This is a genomic window from Streptomyces sp. ISL-96, assembly GCF_018614035.1.
In the GTDB taxonomy this organism is placed as follows: Bacteria; Actinomycetota; Actinomycetes; order Streptomycetales; family Streptomycetaceae; genus Streptomyces.
The window spans coordinates 46,300-65,248 of sequence record NZ_JAGGPA010000007.1; the positions used below are offsets into that span (position 1 = coordinate 46,300).

The following is an 18,949-nucleotide window of genomic DNA, read 5'->3' on the forward strand; positions in this document are numbered from 1 at the left end:
GGACCGGGACTTCAGCGCCCCGCGGCCGCCAGCACCGCGCGCTCGATGCCCAGTTCGCGGGCGAGCGCGTCATCGGTCCACTCCAGCATGGCGCTACGGGACAAGGACCCGGCGTACGAGGTCATCTGGACGGCGAGTCCGTCCAGCAGGGCGGTCAGCCGCCAGGCCGCGGACACGGGGTCCTCGCACCGGAACTCACCGGCCTCCGCCCCCTCCGCGATGACCTCGGCCAGCGCCGCCTTCCACCGCTGATCCAGATCACGGGCCACCTCGCGCAGGGCCGGCTCACGCAGCGAGGCCGCCCAGCCCTCGATCCACAGCTTCCACCCCTTGGCCTGCCCGGTCGGCGCGTACCAGCGGACCGCGGCGCGCAGCCTGCGGACGGCGCTGGTACGACGGCCGAGCAGCTTGCGCAGCTGCGCGAGATCACCCTCGGCGGCGTACGTGAAGGCGGCCGCGACCAGCTTCTCCTTGGTCGAGAAGTGGTAGAGGACCAGCGCGTTGCTCACGGAGAGGGCAGAGGCGACATCGGCGATACGTACGGCGCTCACGCCCCTCGCCTCGATCTGCTCGACTGCGGCGCGCAGCATTTCCTCGCGCCGTTCCTCCACGCTCAACCGCACTCTCGCCACGCGGTAACCCTACACACGGGTCACTTGACCAGGCCGGTCTCACGGATGCCGACGAACCCTTGACAGCGGACTGTGGCGCGGGCCACAGTCGCCTCTACTGACTGGCCATTCAGTCAGTGTGAAGCATGAAGAAGTGCCGCGCCTGTACGCAGTCCCCCGTACCGCCGTAGGAGTCAGCCCCGTGACCCAAGCGCCTCCCTCCCGGACGCAAGCAACAGCAAGAGCAGCAGCCGACGGAGCACCCGACCTCTCCGAGGGCTGGGGCGAACAGCGCGGCAGGCTGCGCAAGGACTTGCGCAGCCTCGATGTCCTCTTCTTCCTCATATGTACGCTGGTCGGCCTCGACACCATCGGTTCGGTGGCGGCGCAGGGCCCCCAGGGCCTGACCTGGATGGCGATCCTCGCCGTCGCCTTCTTCCTCCCGTACGGCCTGCTCGTCGCCGAGCTCGGATCCGCATTCCCCGTGCAGGGCGGCCCGTACGTCTGGACGCGGCTCGCCTTCGGGCGGCTCACCGCCGGCGTCAACCAGATCCTCTACTGGATCTCCAACCCGGTCTGGGTGGGCGGCAGCCTGTGCATCATCGCCCTCACCACCTGGGAGGAGTTCTTCACGCCGCTGCCCGGACTCTGGAAGTACGCCGCCGGACTGGTCTTCATCTGGGGCGGGGCGCTCGCCGTCGTACAGTCCGTGCGCATCGGCAAGTGGGTGCCGATCGCCGGCGCGATCGCCCGGATCGTACTGCTCGGCTTCTTCCTGGTCTCCGTCGTCGTCTTCGCCGCCAAGAACGGCGTACACACTTTGCCGGCCGGTGAGTTCGCCCCCACCTACGTCGGCTTCGTCGCCCTCGTCCCCGTCCTGATCTTCAACTTCGTCGGCTTCGAACTCCCCAGCTCCGCCGCCGAGGAGATGAAGAACCCGCGCCGCGACATCCCCCTGTCCATCCTCCGCTCCGGTCTCGCCTCCCTCGTCCTGTACGGCGGCCCGATCCTCGGCATCCTCTTCGTACTCCCCAGCGAGGACATCGGCAGCCTCGGCGGATTCATCGACGCCTGCAAGGCCGTCTTCACCGTCTACGGAGGCTCGATCGCCGCCGACGGTACGGTCACCCTCACCGGCGCGGGCTCCGTCTTCGGCGGAATCGCCGCGGCCGGCCTCATCATCGGGCTGCTGACCAGCGGCGTCACCTGGGCCATGGGCGCCCACCGGGCGCAGGCCGTCGCCTGCGCCGACGGAGCGGGCCCGGCCTGGCTCGGCGCGATCTCCGAGAAGCACGGCACGCCGGTACGGGTCAACCTGCTCTCCGCCGTCCTGGCGTCCCTCCTCTTCGTCGTCGCGCTCAATCTGTCCGGCGGCGACGGCGAGAAGTACTTCGCGGCCGGTCTCGGCCTGACGATCAGCACCACCTTCATCTCGTACGTCATCACCTTCCCCAGCCTGGTCGTGCTGCGCCGCAAGTACCCGGACGTCACGCGCCCGTACGCCGTCCCGGGCGGCCGCGCCGGAGCGTGGCTCGTGACCTCGCTCGCGACCGGGCTCGTCGCCTTCACCGTGGTCGTACTGATCTGGCCGGGCTTCGGCGTCGGCTGGTTCGGCACCGAGGGGACGGCCGCCGACTCGCTGCCCGAGGCCTTCGCGGGCGAACGGCTCCAGTACACGCTCAGCCAGGTCGTACCGCTGCTTCTGTTCGTGGGTATCGGGCTGGTCTTCTACGCGCTGGGGGCGAAGACCCGCCGCGCGAAGGGATGAGGATTACGGGATAGCGTGCGGCCCATGGGCGATGCGTACGTATGGGTGGCCGACCTGGACGCCCGGCCGGAGGAAGCCGCGGTGCTCGCCGGCCGGGTCATGGACTGGCTGGAGCACCAGGGCATCGTCCACGGCGAGCTGACGAACTGCCTGCTCGGCGACGAGCTCGGCAGGCCGCCGGGACCGCACGCCGCGCGCGCCGTCACCGAGAACGAAGTGACGGTGGGCGGGGCGTGCGGCGTCGGCATGGAGATCGAGCGGCGCGTGTACGTGTGCGCGGACCTCTGGACGGCCACGTGCCCGCACTGCGGCGCCACGACCGAGCCCGCCGACAGCGGCCCCGACATGTGGACGCGCGCCTGGGCCCCGCTGCTCGACGACCTGTACGCCTGGTTCGGCGGCACGGGCCCGGGCAGCGGGACTTGCGTGCGGTGCGGGGAGCGGTCCGGCTTCCTCGCGTGGAAGATCGACCCGCCGGTCGCGGTGGCTCACCTGGGAATGGTCCTGTGGAACTGGCCGCCGCTGTCCGAGCCGTTCCTCGCGGAGCTCGCCGCTGTTCTGGGCGGCCATCGGCTGGTGACCGCGAGGACCACGGTGTAACCGGGCAGGGATCAGGTAGGCGGCGGGAAGTTCGCGGTGGCGAGTACGGAGCCGTCGGGGGCCAGCAGCCGCGCGCCGGTGACCGTCGCGGGGTCTACGGGGGCCGGGGCGCCCCAGTATCCGTAGCCGCCCTTGAGCGTGAACGAGCCGACGGGGACCGTGGTGCCGTCGGAGCGTTCGAGCCGGCAGTGGACGACTCTTCCGTCGTCGCCGTACCCACCGCCCTTGAGGTCGACGGACATGTACACCCAGCCCGGCGAACTGGGATAGAGGTATATCCGGCCCACCTCGTGGACGCCCGCGACGAGGGCCGCCTGGAGGAGAACCGGCTGCCCCTGGGCCTGCGACGAGGGAGCGGGACCGTCGTCGAAAGAGGTGCCGACGGCCCAGCCGCCGAAGCCGCACGCGAGCGCGAGCGCGGCCGCGGCCGCCGTGACCCGCAGACGCCGGCGCAGACGCCGGCGCAGACGCCGGCGGGGCGTGGCCGACCGGGCGAGGTTCATCCGGTTCGCGACGCTGGTTTCGAAGCCGACCGGCGGCTCAGTGCCCGGAACCAGACCGAGCAGGCCGTCTCCGACGAGAGTCAGCTGCTCGATGTCCTGCCGGCAGCCGGGACAGCCGTCCAGGTGCGCGACCGCCTGTGCCCGCTCCTGGGCGGGCAGGATGCCCAGCGCCAGCTCGGCGGCGAGGTCCCGCATCCGTTCGCAGGTCATGCCTCCTCCCGTGCTCATCATCGGCTCACCTCGCTCCCGAGGGCTGTGCGCAGTTTGCGCATCGCCGTCCTGATCCGCGTCTTGGCGGTGCCCAGCGGAATCCGCTCGAACTGGGCGATCTGCTGGGCGGTCATCCCGTAGATCCCGGCCATCACCAGGGCGCGGGCCTGTTCCCGGGGCAGGGCCGCCACCGCCGTCCGTATCCGGGCCGCCGTCTCGTCGGCGAGCGCCTGCCGCTCGGGTGTGTCGGTCATGATGTCGAGGAGCGGGTCCAGGTCTTCGGGTGCGACGGGAGTGGCCCTGCGCGCGCGGACCGCGTCGATCGCCAGGTTGTGCGCGATGGTCGTCAGCCACGTCTTCACCGACCCGCGGCGGGAGTCGTACACCTGGGCGTGCCGCCACGCTCGCTCGAACGTCTGCTGCGCGATGTCCTCGGCGAGCTGGGGATCGCCGACGACGGCGATGGCCACGCCGAAGACCGTGCGCTGGAAGCGGCGTACGAACGCGACGGCGATTTCGGGGTCGCCCGTCGTCAGACCAGACAGCAGTGCCTCGTCCGGTGCGCGGCCGAGGGGGAGGCCCATTCTCCGCATACCAGTGGATACGGTCGGCCTCCCCGAAGGGATTGCTCCGCCTCCACGGGAAGTCACACTCGTAATCCTCCCTCCAATCCATCGGCACGGTTGATCCGTATCCACTGCACGACGGACACGACGGAACTCCTGCGGAGGGCTGAGCCATGGCAAGGACACTCACTCGAAGCCGCCTGGGGCCGGGGCTCGCGGCCGCGGCGCTGGCGGGCGTGCTGGCGGGCTGCGGAGGCGGCAACGGTGAAGGCGGCGGAGGCGGCGACGCGACCACATCCGCACCCCCGGACAAGAGCACCCAACCGGGAGTGACACGGGTGAACGCCGATATGACCGACTTCCGCATCGCCCTGTCGGAGAAGACGTTCAAGGCGGGCGACTACACCTTCGTCGCCAAGAACAACGGCAAGCACGACCACGCCCTGGAGATCGAAGGCCCCTCGGGGGAGCACCGCACCCAGACGCTCGCTCCCGGCGCCTCCGAGACGCTCAAGGTCACCCTGAAGCCCGGCACCCACGAGGTCTACTGCCCCGTCGGCGGACACGAGGACCTGGGCATGAAGATGGAGATCACCGTGGGCGGCGGCGATGCGCCGGTGAACGAGACCCCATCGAGGAACAATGGCTACTGAGCGTGGTCCGTTCCTGATCGCACTGCGACTGGTGAGTGCCGCTCTGACCGCGGCGATGGGCGCGATCCACCTCTACCTCTGGGACGACGGCGGCTACCGGGACCTGGCCACCATCGGCGTGCTCTTCCTGCTCAACGCCATCGGCAGCGCCCTGCTGACCTTCTCGCTGCTGGCCTTCCCCACGCGTTACGTCGCCGCTCCGGCCGCCCTCGGAGTGCTCTTCACGGCCGGCACGCTGGCCGCGCTGGTCATCAGCCTCACCATCGGCCTGTTCGGCTTCGTGGAGTCCCTCGACGCAGAACTGGTGTGGCCGACCATCACCGTCGAATCGGCAGGGGTGGTGGCCCTGACGGCGCTGACCCTGCTGGCGTACGGCCTGAGGCATCGCCGTTGAAGACCCCGCCGCAAACGGGTCAGGGGGCGGCGGCTCCGGTCCGTCCGTACACCTGCTTGCCGAGCCACTGTCCGCCGTCCACCGTCAGGCACTCGCCCGTCACGTACGACGCCCGCTCACCCAGCAGGAACAGCGACGCGTCCGCGATCTCGGCCGGCGCCGCGAAGCGGCCGGCGGGAACGGTCGCGAGCACCTCGGCCCGCGCCTCGTCCGTCGCCCACAGCGCGGCGCCCGCACCCGCGGTCTCCGTCGGGCCCGGTGCGATGCAGTTGAGCCGGATACCGAGCGGGGCGAGCTCGACCGCGAGCGTACGCGTCATGGCGAGGACCCCGGCCTTCGCGGCGGCCGAATGGACGGTGCCCGGATGGCCGTGCCAGGCGTACGTCGCGATCACCGAGAGCACCGAACCGCCGGTGCCCTGGTCGCGGAGCTGCCTCGCGACGGCGCGGGTGCAGTAGTACGAGCCGTTCAGGACGATGTCGACGACCGCGCGCCAGCCGTTCGGACTGATGTCGATGCCGGGCGCGACGAAGTTGCCCGCGGCGTTGTTGACCAGGCCGTCCAGCTGACCGAAACGGCTCGTGGCGGCCGCGACGAGCGCGTCGACGGCCGCCGGGTCCCGTACGTCCGTCGGCACGGCGAGGGCCTGGCCGCCCTCCTTCTCGATCAGGGCGACCGTTTCCTCCAGCTTCAGGGGTGTGCGTCCCGCGACGACGACCCGGGCGTCCGCCGCGCCGAGGGCGAGGGCGATCGCACGGCCGATGCCGCTGCCGCCACCGGTCACGATGTACGTACGCCCGGCGAACTCGGAACCACTGGCGCCCTTCGTCTTACTCACCTTGGTCATCGGATCACTCCATGCGCATCGAGGGCGATCGCGCCGCCCGGGTGGACCAGCAGGGGATTGACTTCGAGCGCGGACAGCTCCGGATGCTCCGCGCCGGCCCGCGCGAGCGCGCACAGGGCGGCGGCGGCCGCGTCCAGATGTACGGGCGGCGAACCGCGCCAGCCGGTCAGCAGCCGGGCGTGGCGCAGCGACAGCAGCAGCTCGCGGGCGCGGCCGGGCGTGAGCGGTGCGAGTGCGACGGCCGTGACGGCGAGGAGTTCGGCGGTGACTCCGCCGATGCCGACCATGGCGACCGGACCGAAGGCAGGGTCGCGCCGTACGCCGGCGATGAGTTCGACGGCGTACGGGGGAGAGGCCATCGCCTCCACGGCGTAGCGGGCGGCGCCGGTGGTGGCCCGCATCCGGGCGAAGGCGGCGCGCAGCCGGCCCTCGTCGCCGATGCCGAGGGCGACGCCGCCCGCCTCCGTCTTGTGGGCCAGGCCCATCGCCTTGAGGGCGAGGGGGTAGCCGGTGCGGTGCGCGGCGTCGGCCGCCTCGTCGGCGGTCGTCACGAAGCCGGCCACCGGGAAGGTGAGGCCGTACGAGGCGAGCAGCTCACGCACGGTTTCGTAGCCGCCGTCGGGCACGGTGAACGAGGCCGGAGGCGGCGACGAGGGTGGAGCCGCCACGACGGCAGCGTGCAGCCGGGCCGTCCCGGCGAGGGCGGTGGCGGCCTGCTCGATCCGCTCGTACACGGGCACGGCGTGCGCGCGCAGTACGGCGAGGGCGGGGGAGTCGCGTGCCATGGTGTGCACGACGAGCCGGCGCCCGGACTCCCGTGCCGCTGCCGTGAGTTCACGGGCGACTTCGCACTCCGCGTCCGCCTGGGTGGGGTTGGCGGTGGCGTAGTCGCCGAAGTACCCGGTGAGGACGACGGCGTCTGCGTCCCCGCCGGACAGCAACGCGCGTGCGATACGGGCATAGTTGGCCAGATCCGCCTCGCCGGCCCCGGCGAGATCGACGGGGTTGCCGCAGGCCGCACCGGTCGGCAGATGAGCGGCGACCTCGCGCGCGGTGCGGGCGGAGAGCCCGGGCACCTCAAGCCCACGCGCCACCAACGCATCGGCGGCCAGGGCCCCCTGCCCCCCACTGTCCCCAACGACCCCAACCCGCAGACCACGCCGCGAACCCTGCGCGTCCCCCAAACCCCCCTCCACCGGCGGTCGCAGCGCCGATCTCCGCGCGGGCGCCGCCAGTAGACATATCGCCGTGTCGACCAGCTCGCCCGCCGTGTCCAGCAGCAAGGCCCCCGCGTCGCGGCACACCGCCTCCACCGTCGCGCGGGCGCTGACCAGGGCTCCGGTGTGGGAGGCCGCCGCGCGCCCCGAGGCTTCGCTGCGGCCTACCGTCAGCAGCAGCACCGGTTTGCCCGCCGCGTGGGCCGCGGTCAGGGTGCGGGCCAGGCGGCGGCCGTCGCGGAAGTCCTCGACGTACGCCGCCACGATCCGGGTCGGGCCGTGCCCGATCAGCGCGTCCAGCGCGTCCGCCGCGTCGATGTCGCGCTGGTTGCCGAGCGACACGAAGCGCGAGAAGCCCTGACCGGCGCGGGCCAGCAGCCTGCCGATCTCCAGTGCCAGATTGCCGCTCTGCGAGACGAGGCCCACCGCACCCGCCGGGAAATCGCCCCAGCTCAGGCGTAGTGCGGTCGTCGTGTCCACCACGCCCATGCAGTTGGGGCCCAGCAGCCGGGCCCCGCCCCCGGTGACCAGGGAGGCGAGTGCACGCTCCTCGTCCGCGCTCGTACCGCCGGACGTGATGACCGTGAAGCAGCGGGCCCCCGCCGCCAGGCCCTCGACCACCAGGGGCCTCACCTGACGCGGAGGTACGGCGACGACCACGTGCTCCGGCGGGTCCGGCAGGCCGTCCAGGCCGGGCAGGAAGGGCACGCCGTGCAGTGCGCCGCCGCGCCGGTTCACCAGGTGGACCGTACGACGATCACGTCCTTCGAGGGCCCCGGCGGCCAGCCAGTACCCCCACTTCCCCGGGTTGGCGGAAGCGCCGACGACGGCGACGGATCCGGGGTCGAAGAGCGCGTCCAGACCGGTGCGCGTCACCTGTACCACCCGAACCGCTCCCCGATCACCGGCAGCCGGTCCGCGACGATCGCGTGCGCCGCGGCGCGCGGCGTCGTGCCGTCCGCCTCGGCCCGTGCCAGCATCTGGTCGATCAGCGCGCGCATCGAGCGCCGCGTGTACGCGAACGCCTCGTCCGCGTCGGCGCCGATGTCGCCGAAGAGGGTCCACCACCACCAGGCGTTCGTACCGGAGTTGACGACGACGTCCGGCAGGACGCTCACCCCGCGTTCCGCCAGCAGCAGCTCCGCGTCCGGCAGCACCGGCATGTTGGCCGCCTCGACGATCCAGCGGGCGGCGGCGCCGACGCGCTCCTGGTTCGTGGCATCGACCGCGTACGAGACAGCCGCCGGAATCAGCACCTCCGCCTCTGCCGACAGCCAGGCGTCGCCCGGCAGTTCGAGGTCCCCGGCGCGCAGCACGCCCCGGTCCACCGCGCCGTAGGCGTCGCGCGCGCCGAGCAGCGCTTCGACGTCCAGCCCGTCCGGGTTGGCGACGGTGCCCTTCACATCGGCCACGGCGACGATCTTCAGCCCCGCCCGGGACAGGAAGCGGGCCGTCGCGCCGCCCATCGTGCCGAGGCCCTGCACGGAGACACGCGTCCCCTCGTACGCGACCCCGGCCCGGTCGAGCGCCGCGAGCACCGACTCGGCGACCCCGCAGCCGCCGACCAACTCGTCGAGCCCGATGCCGTCGACCTCGACGGCGAACGCGTCGGCGAGCCGCCGCCGCGCCGCGCCCTCGTCGTCGAGCAGCGGATAGACGGCCTGGATGGAGGAGACGAGACCGGCCTCGGCGGCGGCCTTGTCGACGATGTCCTGGCTCAGGCCGAGGTCTTCCCCAGTGGTCCAGAAGTTCTCGATGTGCGGCCGCATGGCCCGCAGGTAGCGCACCAGGATGCCGTACGCCTCGGGGTCCCGCGGGTCGCAGTCGATGCCGCCCTTGGCGCCGCCGAGCGGGATGTAACGGCCCTCCGCGTTGTAGTGGAGGGCCTCCTTCATCGTCATGCCACGGGCCAGTCCGGCGACCTCGTCGAGCGTGCAGCCCGCCCGCATGCGCAGGCCGCCGCTGGACACGCCGCGTACGAGCCGGTCGACGACCAGGAAGCCCCGGCGCCCTGTGACGTGATCGGTCCAAGTCTGCGAGATTAGGGGGGCGTTCATACGGTGGTCTCCTCGGGAACGGTGATGACGGTCGGACCGGGGGTCTTCAGCGCCCGCGCCAGCGCGTCGGCGAGCGCGCCGGGGGACGCGGCGTGCGTGCCCCCGCCGCCGTACGCACGGCACAGCGCCGGCAGGTCGACGCGCGGCAGGTCGACGCGCGGCAGGTCGACGGCGGTCGGCGTGTCGCCGCGGGCCTTCATCTCGTCGCGGATCTCGCCGTACCCGCCGTTGTCGAACACGACGACGGGCAGCGGCAGTCCGAGCTGCGTGGCGGTCGCCAGCTCCTGCACGGTGAACTGCAGCCCGCCGTCGCCGCTCAGCGCGACGACCTGCCGCCCGGGATACGCCGACTTCGCGCCGATGGCGGCGGGCAGGGCGTATCCGAGGGTGCCGAAGCCGGTCGGATGGAGGTAGCGGCCACGGGGGCCGACGGGCAGGTGCGGGATCGCGCCGTAGTAGCAGCACTGCGCGCTGTCCGAGGTGATGACGGCGTCCTCGTCCAGCACGTTACGGATCGCGCGCAGGTACGGAATCCACCGTGCGTCCCGGGCAGCCGTCTCCGCGTCCCGCTCGCCGCGCAGCGCCGCGACGGCGCTGTTCACGGTGGCCCGGCTCGCAAGGCGCTGTCCGGCGGTGGCCTTCCGCAGTGCCCGGAGCGAGTCGCGCGCGTCGCCCACGAGGGCCACGTCCGCGGGCATTGCGGCGTACATCTGCGCCGGGTCCACATCCACCCTGATCAGCGTCCCGCCGAGGGCGGACGGCGGCGCGGACCACAGGTCCGACTCGGCGAGCTCGGTCCCGACGGCCAGGACCACATCGCAGTCGGTCAACGCCTTCTGTACGGACGGACTGTGCAGCGAGACGCCGAGCGACAGTGGGTGGGACTCGTCGACAATCCCCTTGCCGTTGGCCGTGGTCACGACGAACGCGCCCAGTTCCTCGGCGAGCGCGCGGCACGCCGCCGCCGCGCCCCTGGCGCCGCCGCCGAGAACCAGCGCCGGCCGACGAGCCGCCAGCAGGGCAGCGGCGGCCTCCCGCACGGGCTCGGCGCCGGGCCGCCGCTCGGCGGACGGCGGCGCCAGACGTACGCCGCCCACCCGCTCCGCGGCTTCCAGCAGGTCCAGCGGTACTTCGATGTGTACGGGGCGGGGGCGTTCGGTGCGAAAGAGCGTGAAGGCCCGTGCGACCGCCGCACCGATCTCCTCGACGGTCGACACCCGGTGGCTGAAGGCGGCGACCCCGCGCAGCGCCTCCGTCTGGCTCCGCATCTCGTGCAGCATGCCCGTCGGCTGCCGGGGGTGGCGCAGCGGCATGCCCGGCGAGACGATCAGCAGCGGCACACTGTCCGAGTACGCCTGGCCGGCCGCCGCCGCGATGTTGAGCAGGGCGGGCCCGGTGGTGGTGACGGCGACGCCGGGGCCGCCGGTGACCCGGGCGAAGGCGTCGGCGGCGTACCCCGCCCCCTGCTCATGCCGGGGCGTCACATGCCGGATGCCGTACGGCTCCAGATGCCGGTAGATCTCCAGGTTGTGCGTGCCGGGGATGCCGAACGCCATGCGGGCGCCGTGCGCGGCCAGCGCCCTGACCAGGGCTTCGCCGCCGGTCATCGCGGCCTCGGGGCCGTAGCGCCCGTGGGATGTCACCCCTCGCGCTGCCACCTCAGACGCTCCGCGAGATGACCAGGCGCATGATGTCCGAGGTTCCCTCTTCGATCTCTTCGAGCCTCGCGTCACGCATCCACTGCTCGACCGGGTACTCGCGCGAGTACCCCCAGCCGCCCAGTGTCTGGACGGCTGCCCAGGTGCAGTACGCCGCCGTCTCCGAGGCCGTCAGCTTCGCCATCGCCGCCTCGGCCGTCGCGTCGAGCCCCGCGTCGAGGCGCTTGGCGGCCCGCCAGGTCATCAGCCGCGCCTGCTCGATGCGCGTGCGCATGTCGGCGAGCCGGAACGCCACCGCCTGGTGCTCGATGATCGGCTTGCCGAACTGCTGCCGGGTCTTCGCGTAGTCGCGGGCGTATTCGTACGCCGCCCTGGCGACGCCCGTCGCGGCCGCGCCCAGCACGGCGCGCGAGATGTCGAACGTACGCATTAGTCCGCTGAAGCCCTGCCCCTCGTCGCCGAGGCGGTCGGCCTCGGGAACGAAGGCGTCCGCGAAGAAGATCTCGCGGCAGACGATCGCGCGCTGTCCCATCTTGCGCATCGGCTCTCCGAACACTACCCCCGGCGTGTCCTTGCGGAACAGGAACGCCGTCACGCCGCGCGAGCGCTGCGAGGGGTCGGTCTTGGCGAAGACGACGTACTGCTCGGCCTCTCCGGCGTTGGAGATCCACGACTTCTGGCCGTTGACGCGGTAGCCGCCGGCGGTGCGCGTCGCCGTCGTGACGATGGAGGCGGCGTCGGAGCCCGAGCCGGGTTCGGTGGTCGCCAGGGACGTCATCGGAGTGTCGGGCCCGGTGAGCGGGGTCAGCCATTCGCGCTTCTGCTCGGGGCTGCCCAGTTCCATCAGGGGGTCGGCGAAGAAGCCGTTCGAGCAGAGCAGATTCCCGATGCCGAGGTCCCCGACGCACAGCTCTTCCTGGACGAGGCACTGGGTGAAGACATCGGTGAAACCGCCGCCTCCGTACTCCGCCGGGAGCATGAATCCGGTGATGCCGACCTTGGCGGCCTTGCGCCACAGGTCCCAGGGCGTCTCGGTGTCCGCCTCGTCCACGGCGCGCGCCCGGGGCCTGATCTCCTCACGCGCGAAGGTACGGGTGAGGTCGACGATGTCGCGCTGCTCCGCGTTGAGCGGAACGAGCTCGGTGGGGAGGTCGGACATGGGTGCCTCCAGGCACGACGGCGGTGTCGCAACGGTGGATTAACTGAACCGTCAGTCAGTATCTGGAGCCGGAAGCGCCCGTGTCAACGAGATCTGTTACTGAACCGCCAATCAGTTCAGGCCATGCTCCGCCGCTGTTCCCGGCCGCGCGCCGCACCCCGCCTCGTACGCCGTCCCGACCCCACTCCCGTAATCACCCCGTTCCCGCGCTGTCGTACCCGGCGCTCATAATGGGCAAAGACACTGAGCCCCTGGAGGTCCTGTGACCGGCGCTGACGCTCTGCTCCCGCTGCGCTCCCGGCTGCGCTCGCTGCGGACCGCCGGCTTCGGCGCGGATCCGGCGGGGGAGCGGATGGAGCGAATCCGCCGCTCACCCAACTTCGCCGACGGCGTCTTCCAGAACCCGGTGGGCGCGCGGACCAGACCTTCGGCGTCGACGCTCGAACTGGCGAAGGTGTACTTCCGCAAGGAGGAGCGCCGCCGCAGGGCGCCGGCCGGCCCCGTACCTCTCCACGCCACGACCCTCACCGACCTGGCCGAGCCGCCCGCCACCGGACTGCGCCTCACCTGGATGGGCCATTCGAGCGTGCTCGCCGAGATCGACGGGCGGCGCGTGCTCTTCGATCCGGTGTGGGGCGAGCGCTGCTCCCCCTTCTCCTTCGCCGGGCCCAAACGGCTGCACCCCGTTCCCCTGCCCCTGGCGTCGCTCGGCCCGCTGGACGCCGTCGTCATCTCCCACGACCACTACGACCACCTCGACATGCCTACGATCCGGGCGCTCGCCGGCACCCGTACGGCCTTCGCGGCGCCGCTCGGCGTCGGAGCCCACCTCGAACGCTGGGGCGTACCCGCCGACCGCGTGCACGAGCTGGACTGGAACGACACGGTGAAGATCGCCGGGCTCGCCCTGACCGCGACCCCGGCCCGCCACTTCTGCGGCCGCGGCCTGCGCAACCAGCAGCACACGCTCTGGGCGTCCTGGGTCGTCACGGGACCGGAGCACCGGATCTACCACAGCGGCGACACCGGCTACTTCGAAGGCTTCAAGGACATCGGCGCCGAGCACGGCCCGTTCGACGCCACCATGATCCAGATCGGTGCGTACAGCGAGTACTGGCCCGACATCCACATGACGCCCGCAGAGGGCATCCAGGCGCACCTGGACCTCCAGGGCGGCCCCTCGGCCGGTCCGTCGAGCGGCCCGATGCTGCCGATCCACTGGGGTACGTTCAACCTCGCCCCGCACCCGTGGTCCGAACCGGCCGAGGGCACCGTCAAGGCAGCCGCCGACACGGGAGCCCGGCTCGCGCTGCCGCGCCCCGGCGAGCCCTTCGAACCCTCGGCGCGAGCCCTCCCGTCCGCGCCGTGGTGGCGCGCGGTCGCCGGGGGGCCGGCGGTGGGCCGTACGGGCGGCGGCATGCCCGCCGCCCCCGGGCGGAAGGTGGACTCCGGCCGCATCGCGGGAACCGGCGAACCGGAGACCGCGCCCGCTGTTTAGGGCCGCGGGAGCCATCGGTTTTTCGGTCGGTAGTACGAGGCGTCATACCAGAGCGGGACGCCGTGCGGGCAAGTTTGGCAACTGCGCGTCGATCATGAAAGGTTGCCGACTACTGTGAGTGCCCGGTGATCAACATGGGGCCACATCACCCAAGTTGAGCCCAGACCGACAGCGGTCGAACAGACGCAGTACGCCGATCCCTGGGGCCCCACGTACCGAGGACACTGATGTCTCAACTTCGCGCACCCGCCGCGCGCGCAGACCGCCGCGAGGGCGGGCGGCACGGACGGCCGGGCGCCCGGCCTCATCCCGCACAGCCGATCCCCGACTTCCACATACGCCCTCAGCTTCTGCGCGCCGCCGTACTCCCGGCCGTCGTCGTCGCCCTCAGCGGCGCCGCGGCCGTGCTGTTCACCCTCCGCGCCACCGCCGCCACCGCGACCGCCGTCGAGCCGGCGCGCAGCTTATGGGTCGCGCTCGCGGGCGCCGGAGCGCTCGCCATCGTCTCGCTGGCGGCGGCCGTCGTGGGCGCGGACCGGGCCGCCAAGACCGTGCTCGACCGCTGCAACGCGCTGCGCAGGGCCAGCGCGCGCGGGCAGGCCGACCTGCGCGCGGTCGTCGAGCAGCTGCGGCGCGGCGAAGGGCCGCCCGCCCGGCGTACGCCGTCGCCCGGCGGCGCGCAGGGCTGCGATGAGTTCGACCTGCTGGAACGGGAGTTGGGACGCGCCCACGAGGCTGCCGTGAGCGCCGTCGTGCAGGCCTCGCAGTTGTCCAGCAGCACGGGCGCCGACCAGAAGGTCGAGGTCTTCGTCAATCTGGCCCGCCGGCTCCAGTCGCTCGTACACCGGGAGATCCAGCTGCTCGACGAGCTGGAGAACGATGTCGAGGACCCCGAGCTGCTCAAAGGCCTCTTTCACGTCGACCATCTCGCCACCCGCATCCGCAGGCACGCGGAGAACCTCGCCGTCCTCGGCGGCGCCGTCTCCCGGCGCCAGTGGAGCAACCCGGTGACCATGATGGAGGTACTGCGCTCCTCGATCGCCGAGGTCGAGCAGTACTCACGGGTCAAACTGGTGCCGCCCATCGACGGCACGCTGCGCGGCCACGCCGTCGCCGACGTCATCCACCTCCTCGCCGAACTCGTCGAGAACGCCACGGTCTTCTCCGCCCCGCACACCACGGTGCTGCTCCGCGCCCAGTACGTCACCGCGGGCCTGGCCATCGAGGTCGAGGACCGAGGCCTGGGCATGCCACTGACCGAGCAGAACAAGATGAACGCCCTGCTCCACGACCCGGACAACGTCAACGTCGGCCGACTTCTCCAGGACGGGCGCATCGGCCTGTTCGTGGTGTCGGCGCTGGCCCGCAGGCACGGCATCACCGTCCGCCTCCAGGCCAACATCTACGGCGGCGTACAGGCCGTACTCGTCCTGCCGCAGGGTCTGCTGGGCGAGGAGGACCAGGGCGGTCTCGGCCGGGCGGCGACCGCCGGGACCCGGCAGCCGGTCCCGGCACCCGCGCCGGCGCCGCCCGCGCCGCCGCACGCGCATACGCCCGCGCCCGCCGGTCCCGCTTCCCCTCCCGCCATCAACGGCAACGGTCACGGCGACGGCAACGGTCACAGCAGCGCACACGCGCCGCTCCCCGTGCGCGGCGCGCAGGAGGACCGGCCCACTCCGGCCGCCGCCCGCCCGGGCATGGGCTCGCACCGGCCCGGTCTCTCCGCCGAGCCGGTCCACACGCAGGCCCAGCCGCGCGCCGACGGATACGTGCGCGGCACCATGAGCCGCCCCAGTCTGCCCAGACGCCGCAGCCAGGAAAGCCTGGTGCCGCAGCTCAGAGAAACCCCCGTCGCGCGCCCGGACAACGAGTACCCCGCTCTGCACGATCCGGGCCTGATGGCGGCCTTCCAACGAGGCATCGGCCTGGCGGAGGCGCAGCAGGACCCGCACGCCGTTCCACACCCGGATCCGGCACCGGCCCCGGAGCGGCATCCGCAGCCGTACCACCCGAGCGAGGGCGACGCAGGCTGACCACTGCCTCCGCCTCAGCACCTCCCTTTCGCCTCTCCCCACCTTCCGCCCGCAGTACCCCAAGGAGTAGATGCACCATGGCGAGTGATGCGCCGACCGGCCAAGTGTCCGATCTCGAATGGCTGTTGAGCGGCCTGGTCCAGCGTGTTCCCTTCACGCGCAGCGCGGTTCTGCTCTCCTCCGACGGCCTGGTGAAGTCGCTCCACGGGCTCGACACCGACAGCGCCGACCACATGGCCGCCCTCGCCTCGGGCCTCTACTCGCTCGGCCGCAGCGCGGGTGCCCGCTTCGGCGACGGCGGCGAGGTCCGCCAGGTCGTCGTCGAGCTTGACTCCACCCTCCTCTTCGTCTCCACCGCGGGCTCCGGCACCTGCCTCGCGGTGCTCGCGGGCCGCGAGGCGGACGCGGCGGTGCTGGGTTACGAGATGGCGATGCTCGTCAAGAGCGTACGGCCGTATCTGATGACACCGGCCAGGCAGAGGGCGGGCGCGGCGAGCGCCACGGGACGCTGAAGGTGCTGCCCCCGCACGACGGGCCGTGGCTCGACGACGCGGCCGGCCGGCTCGTCCGTCCGTACACGGTGAGCGACGGCCGGACCCGCCCCACGACCGCCTTCGACATGCTGACCATGGTGCGGGCCACCGGGACGGAGCCCTTGATGCACCTCGGTCCCGAGCACGCCCAGGCGCTCGGACTGTGCGTACACCCCACCTCGGTGGCGGAGATCGCGGCGCATCTGCGGCTTCCCGTGGTCGTCACCAAGGTGCTGCTTTCCGATCTGGTCGGCTGTGGGGCGCTCACCACCCACGCGCCCCGCTTCGACGACCAGCCCACCGACCTATCCCTGCTGGAGGCAGTGCTAGATGGCCTACGACGACGGCTCTGACCTGTTTCCCACCGCACTCAAGATCCTCGTCGCGGGCGGGTTCGGAGTCGGTAAGACGACCTTTGTGGGAGCGGTCAGCGAGATCGCACCGCTCAGTACGGAGGAACTGCTCACCCAGGTGAGCGTCGGGACCGACAGCCTGGAAGGCATCGAGGACAAGGCCACGACGACCGTCGCCATGGACTTCGGCCGGATGACCCTCGACGAACACCATGTGCTGTATCTCTTCGGCACACCCGGCCAGGAACGCTTCTGGTTCATGTGGGACGAACTCTCCAAGGGCGCCCTGGGCGCCGTCGTGCTGGCCGACACCCGGCGCCTCCAGGACAGTTTCTCGGCGCTGGACTTCTTCGAGCGGCGCGGCATCGAATTCGTCGTAGCCGTCAATGAGTTCGACGGTGCGCACCACTACGAACCGGAAGAGGTACGAGCCGCCCTCGACCTGAGGACAGAGGTCCCCGTCGTGCTGTGCGACGCCCGTATCGCCAGCTCAGGGATCAAGACGCTGGTCACCCTCGTCCGGCATCTGCTCACCATCGTCCCGGCCTCGCCGACTTCGCCGGCCGCGTCGAGTCACGGAAACTTCGGAGCACCCACATGACGTACGACCGGATCGGTCAACTGCTGCTCACCCCCGTCGACCCGGAGGCGCCCGCCCGCATGCGGCGGCTGCATCAGCTCGGGCTCGGCGACCGGGCAGTGCCTGCCTTCGACACGTTCGCCGACCGGCTCGCGGAGGTGACCGGAGCGCCGTACTCGATGGTGAACTTCATTGACGAGAACCGGCAGTTCTTCGCCGGACTGCACACGCCGACCGGTACGCACAGCGGCACCGACCTGGGGGCGGTCGCCGCGACGAGCCGCATCGGCCGGTTCCTCGCCCGCGACCACGGGTACTGCCCGCACGTCGTCGCGCGTCGCAAGGCGCTCGTTCTGGACGACGTCTGCGACTACCCGCGGTTCGCGGGCAATCCGGTCGTCGACGAGATCGGCATCCGGTCGTACATGGGCGCGCCCGTCATCGACCGTACGGACATCCTGCTCGGCACGGTCTGCGTCGTCGATACCGAGCCGAGGCAGTGGGGGCGGGCGGGTCTGGAGACGATCAAGGCGATGGCCGCGGAGCTGGCGGAACTGATCCGGCGCCGGGAGGACGGCGGCATCTGACACTTCGACGGTGATGGCCTGAGCGACCGGACCGACTTCAGAAAGCGCTTTCTGAAGTGCGTCGCTCGGAGTAGGTTCCCGCCAACAAAGGGTCATTGGTGTGAGCCGCTCTCCCCTGGGGAGAGTCAGCCCCGATACCCGGGGCACACGGACACCATCTCGACACCAGGAGGCGCGAGGCGATGAGCACCGCACACCGCACGGGAACGGCGACCGCGGGCGACGGCGCCCAGATCGCCGCCTACACCTGGCTGCCCGACAGCGGCAGGCCCCACGCCCTCGTCCAGATCGCCCACGGCGCGTCCGAACACGCTCTGCGCTATGACCGATTCGCCCGGCACCTGGTCTCCCACGGCTACGGCGTGATCGCCTCCGACCACCGCGGCCACGGCGCGACCGCCGCCGGCACCGGCGGCTACGGCGTGGTCGGCGAGAACAGCTGGCGTGCGATCGTCGACGACCTCAAGGCGGTGGGCGACCAGGCCAGGGCCCTTCACCCCGGTGTGCCGGTCGTGCTGCTCGGCCACAGCCTCGGTTCGATGCTGGCCCGCGACTACGCCCAGGAGTACCCGGACGGCCTCGCCGGCCTCATCCTCTCCGGTACGTTCCGTACGCTCCCGGGAGCGGAGCTCCACGAGTCGATCGCCGCTCTGGAGGCGGAGATCGCCGAGTGCGGCCGCACGGCTCCTTCTCCGTACCTCCCCACCCTCTTCTCCTCCTTCAACGACCCGTATCAGCACCGCACGGGCTTCGAGTGGCTCTCGCGCGACGAGGCGGAGGTCGACGCGTACGCGGCGGACGAGCGCTGCGGTTTCGCCTTCAGCGCGGGCCTCACGCTGGACTGGGTGCACGCGGTCCGCAAGATCAACGACCCGCGCAATCTCGCCCGTATCCCCGCCGACCTGCCCGTCCACATCGCCGTCGGCACGGAAGACCCCTGCAACCAGCGGATGACCCTCGTCTACGAACTGCTGGAGGACTTCCGCTACCTCGGAACGGAGGACCTCACCTGGAAGGGATATGAGGGCGCTCGCCACGAGATCCTCAATGAGACCAACCGGGACGAGGTCCAGGACGACCTGACCGCCTGGCTCGACAAGCGCGTGTGAGTGCACGGCGCCA

Annotated in this window: 19 protein-coding genes; 11 read left to right on the plus strand and 8 right to left on the minus strand. The window is 71.7% G+C overall.

Annotated elements, in window-relative coordinates:
* Positions 1–11: 11 nt before the first annotated feature.
* Entirely contained in the window at positions 12–632 is a 621-nt protein-coding gene (locus J7E96_RS05355; protein ID WP_215127971.1) for a TetR/AcrR family transcriptional regulator, read from the minus strand.
* A 181-nt stretch (positions 633–813) separates the two neighbouring features.
* On the opposite strand from J7E96_RS05355, the gene J7E96_RS05360 reads away from it, so the two are divergent.
* Together J7E96_RS05360 and J7E96_RS05365 are read left to right on the plus strand one after the other, a co-directional pair.
* A complete protein-coding gene (locus J7E96_RS05360) occupies positions 814–2,379 on the plus strand; it encodes an APC family permease (protein WP_308295847.1) in 1,566 nt (521 codons plus the stop codon).
* A gap of 24 nt (positions 2,380–2,403) precedes the next feature.
* On the plus strand, positions 2,404–2,979 hold the full coding sequence (locus J7E96_RS05365; RefSeq protein ID WP_215127973.1) for a hypothetical protein: 576 nt from the start codon (positions 2,404–2,406) through the stop codon (positions 2,977–2,979).
* 11 nt (positions 2,980–2,990) lie between these two features.
* Here the strand turns inward: J7E96_RS05365 and J7E96_RS05370 are convergent, their stop codons facing one another.
* Both J7E96_RS05370 and J7E96_RS05375 read right to left on the minus strand, forming a co-directional pair.
* Positions 2,991–3,692 (minus strand): anti-sigma factor, encoded by a 702-nt coding sequence (locus J7E96_RS05370; RefSeq protein ID WP_215127975.1) that lies wholly within the window; start codon positions 3,690–3,692, stop codon positions 2,991–2,993.
* A gap of 17 nt (positions 3,693–3,709) precedes the next feature.
* Positions 3,710–4,285 carry an RNA polymerase sigma factor gene (locus tag J7E96_RS05375; protein ID WP_215127977.1) on the minus strand — a complete coding sequence of 192 codons (576 nt, stop codon included), beginning with the start codon at positions 4,283–4,285 and terminating at the stop codon, positions 3,710–3,712.
* A 146-nt stretch (positions 4,286–4,431) separates the two neighbouring features.
* Here J7E96_RS05375 and J7E96_RS05380 point away from each other — a divergent pair, with 146 nt between their 5' ends.
* Positions 4,432–4,911 carry a copper-binding protein gene (locus tag J7E96_RS05380; protein WP_215127979.1) on the plus strand — a complete coding sequence of 160 codons (480 nt, stop codon included), beginning with the start codon at positions 4,432–4,434 and terminating at the stop codon, positions 4,909–4,911.
* Positions 4,901–5,305 carry a hypothetical protein gene (locus J7E96_RS05385; protein WP_215127980.1) on the plus strand — a complete coding sequence of 135 codons (405 nt, stop codon included), beginning with the start codon at positions 4,901–4,903 and terminating at the stop codon, positions 5,303–5,305. The genes J7E96_RS05380 and J7E96_RS05385 overlap by 11 nt, the downstream gene beginning before the upstream one ends.
* Before the next feature lie 19 nt (positions 5,306–5,324).
* On the opposite strand, the gene J7E96_RS05390 is transcribed toward J7E96_RS05385, so the two are convergent.
* From J7E96_RS05390 to J7E96_RS05410, 5 genes are read right to left on the minus strand one after another with little or no spacing between them, the layout of a single operon-like run.
* Positions 5,325–6,152 carry an SDR family oxidoreductase gene (locus J7E96_RS05390; protein ID WP_215127982.1) on the minus strand — a complete coding sequence of 276 codons (828 nt, stop codon included), beginning with the start codon at positions 6,150–6,152 and terminating at the stop codon, positions 5,325–5,327.
* Positions 6,149–8,245, minus strand: a complete 2,097-nt coding sequence (locus J7E96_RS05395) for an acetate--CoA ligase family protein (protein WP_308295848.1) — start codon at positions 8,243–8,245, stop codon at positions 6,149–6,151. Before J7E96_RS05395 ends, J7E96_RS05390 begins: the two co-directional genes overlap by 4 nt.
* Positions 8,242–9,426: a Glu/Leu/Phe/Val dehydrogenase dimerization domain-containing protein gene (locus J7E96_RS05400; protein ID WP_215127986.1), complete on the minus strand. Its 1,185-nt coding sequence runs from the start codon at positions 9,424–9,426 to the stop codon at positions 8,242–8,244. Before J7E96_RS05400 ends, J7E96_RS05395 begins: the two co-directional genes overlap by 4 nt.
* A complete protein-coding gene (locus J7E96_RS05405) occupies positions 9,423–11,069 on the minus strand; it encodes a thiamine pyrophosphate-dependent enzyme (RefSeq protein ID WP_308295849.1) in 1,647 nt (548 codons plus the stop codon). Before J7E96_RS05405 ends, J7E96_RS05400 begins: the two co-directional genes overlap by 4 nt.
* A 16-nt stretch (positions 11,070–11,085) precedes the next feature.
* Complete coding sequence (locus J7E96_RS05410; RefSeq protein ID WP_215127988.1) at positions 11,086–12,243, minus strand: acyl-CoA dehydrogenase family protein; 1,158 nt, start codon at positions 12,241–12,243, stop codon at positions 11,086–11,088.
* A gap of 262 nt (positions 12,244–12,505) precedes the next feature.
* Between J7E96_RS05410 and J7E96_RS05415 the strand changes: the two genes are divergently transcribed.
* The 7 genes from J7E96_RS05415 to J7E96_RS05445 all read left to right on the plus strand — a co-directional run bounded on the left by J7E96_RS05415 (position 12,506) and on the right by J7E96_RS05445 (position 18,936).
* Positions 12,506–13,741, plus strand: a complete 1,236-nt coding sequence (locus tag J7E96_RS05415; protein WP_215127990.1) for an MBL fold metallo-hydrolase — start codon at positions 12,506–12,508, stop codon at positions 13,739–13,741.
* Positions 13,742–13,968: 227 nt separating this feature from the next.
* A complete protein-coding gene (locus J7E96_RS05420; RefSeq protein WP_215127992.1) occupies positions 13,969–15,774 on the plus strand; it encodes a sensor histidine kinase KdpD in 1,806 nt (601 codons plus the stop codon).
* Between the two features lie 77 nt (positions 15,775–15,851).
* Entirely contained in the window at positions 15,852–16,286 is a 435-nt protein-coding gene (locus J7E96_RS05425; protein ID WP_215127994.1) for a roadblock/LC7 domain-containing protein, read from the plus strand.
* 2 nt (positions 16,287–16,288) lie between these two features.
* Positions 16,289–16,660 (plus strand): DUF742 domain-containing protein, encoded by a 372-nt coding sequence (locus J7E96_RS05430; protein WP_374196637.1) that lies wholly within the window; start codon positions 16,289–16,291, stop codon positions 16,658–16,660.
* The gene (locus tag J7E96_RS05435) at positions 16,638–17,261 is read left to right on the plus strand and encodes an ATP/GTP-binding protein (RefSeq protein ID WP_215127995.1); all 624 of its coding nucleotides are present in this window, start codon (positions 16,638–16,640) and stop codon (positions 17,259–17,261) included. The genes J7E96_RS05430 and J7E96_RS05435 overlap by 23 nt, the downstream gene beginning before the upstream one ends.
* Entirely contained in the window at positions 17,258–17,827 is a 570-nt protein-coding gene (locus tag J7E96_RS05440; RefSeq protein WP_215127997.1) for a GAF domain-containing protein, read from the plus strand. The genes J7E96_RS05435 and J7E96_RS05440 overlap by 4 nt, the downstream gene beginning before the upstream one ends.
* 182 nt (positions 17,828–18,009) lie before the next feature.
* A complete protein-coding gene (locus tag J7E96_RS05445) occupies positions 18,010–18,936 on the plus strand; it encodes an alpha/beta fold hydrolase (protein ID WP_215127999.1) in 927 nt (308 codons plus the stop codon).
* The last annotated feature ends 13 nt before the right edge of the window (positions 18,937–18,949 follow it).

Excerpts from the sequence above, each read along its gene's own strand:
- J7E96_RS05365 (WP_215127973.1), top strand. The coding sequence starts at position 2,404 with ATGGGCGATGCGTACGTATGGGTGGCCGACCTGGACGCCCGGCCGGAG.
- J7E96_RS05370 (WP_215127975.1), bottom strand. The coding sequence starts at position 3,692 with ATGACCTGCGAACGGATGCGGGACCTCGCCGCCGAGCTGGCGCTGGGC.
- J7E96_RS05380 (WP_215127979.1), top strand. The coding sequence starts at position 4,432 with ATGGCAAGGACACTCACTCGAAGCCGCCTGGGGCCGGGGCTCGCGGCC.
- J7E96_RS05420 (WP_215127992.1), top strand. The coding sequence starts at position 13,969 with ATGTCTCAACTTCGCGCACCCGCCGCGCGCGCAGACCGCCGCGAGGGC.
- J7E96_RS05375 (WP_215127977.1), bottom strand. The coding sequence starts at position 4,285 with ATGCGGAGAATGGGCCTCCCCCTCGGCCGCGCACCGGACGAGGCACTG.
- J7E96_RS05410 (WP_215127988.1), bottom strand. The coding sequence starts at position 12,243 with ATGTCCGACCTCCCCACCGAGCTCGTTCCGCTCAACGCGGAGCAGCGC.
- J7E96_RS05390 (WP_215127982.1), bottom strand. The coding sequence starts at position 6,152 with ATGACCAAGGTGAGTAAGACGAAGGGCGCCAGTGGTTCCGAGTTCGCC.
- J7E96_RS05440 (WP_215127997.1), top strand. The coding sequence starts at position 17,258 with ATGACGTACGACCGGATCGGTCAACTGCTGCTCACCCCCGTCGACCCG.
- J7E96_RS05445 (WP_215127999.1), top strand. The coding sequence starts at position 18,010 with ATGAGCACCGCACACCGCACGGGAACGGCGACCGCGGGCGACGGCGCC.
- J7E96_RS05400 (WP_215127986.1), bottom strand. The coding sequence starts at position 9,426 with ATGAACGCCCCCCTAATCTCGCAGACTTGGACCGATCACGTCACAGGG.
- J7E96_RS05385 (WP_215127980.1), top strand. The coding sequence starts at position 4,901 with ATGGCTACTGAGCGTGGTCCGTTCCTGATCGCACTGCGACTGGTGAGT.
- J7E96_RS05425 (WP_215127994.1), top strand. The coding sequence starts at position 15,852 with ATGGCGAGTGATGCGCCGACCGGCCAAGTGTCCGATCTCGAATGGCTG.
- J7E96_RS05435 (WP_215127995.1), top strand. The coding sequence starts at position 16,638 with ATGGCCTACGACGACGGCTCTGACCTGTTTCCCACCGCACTCAAGATC.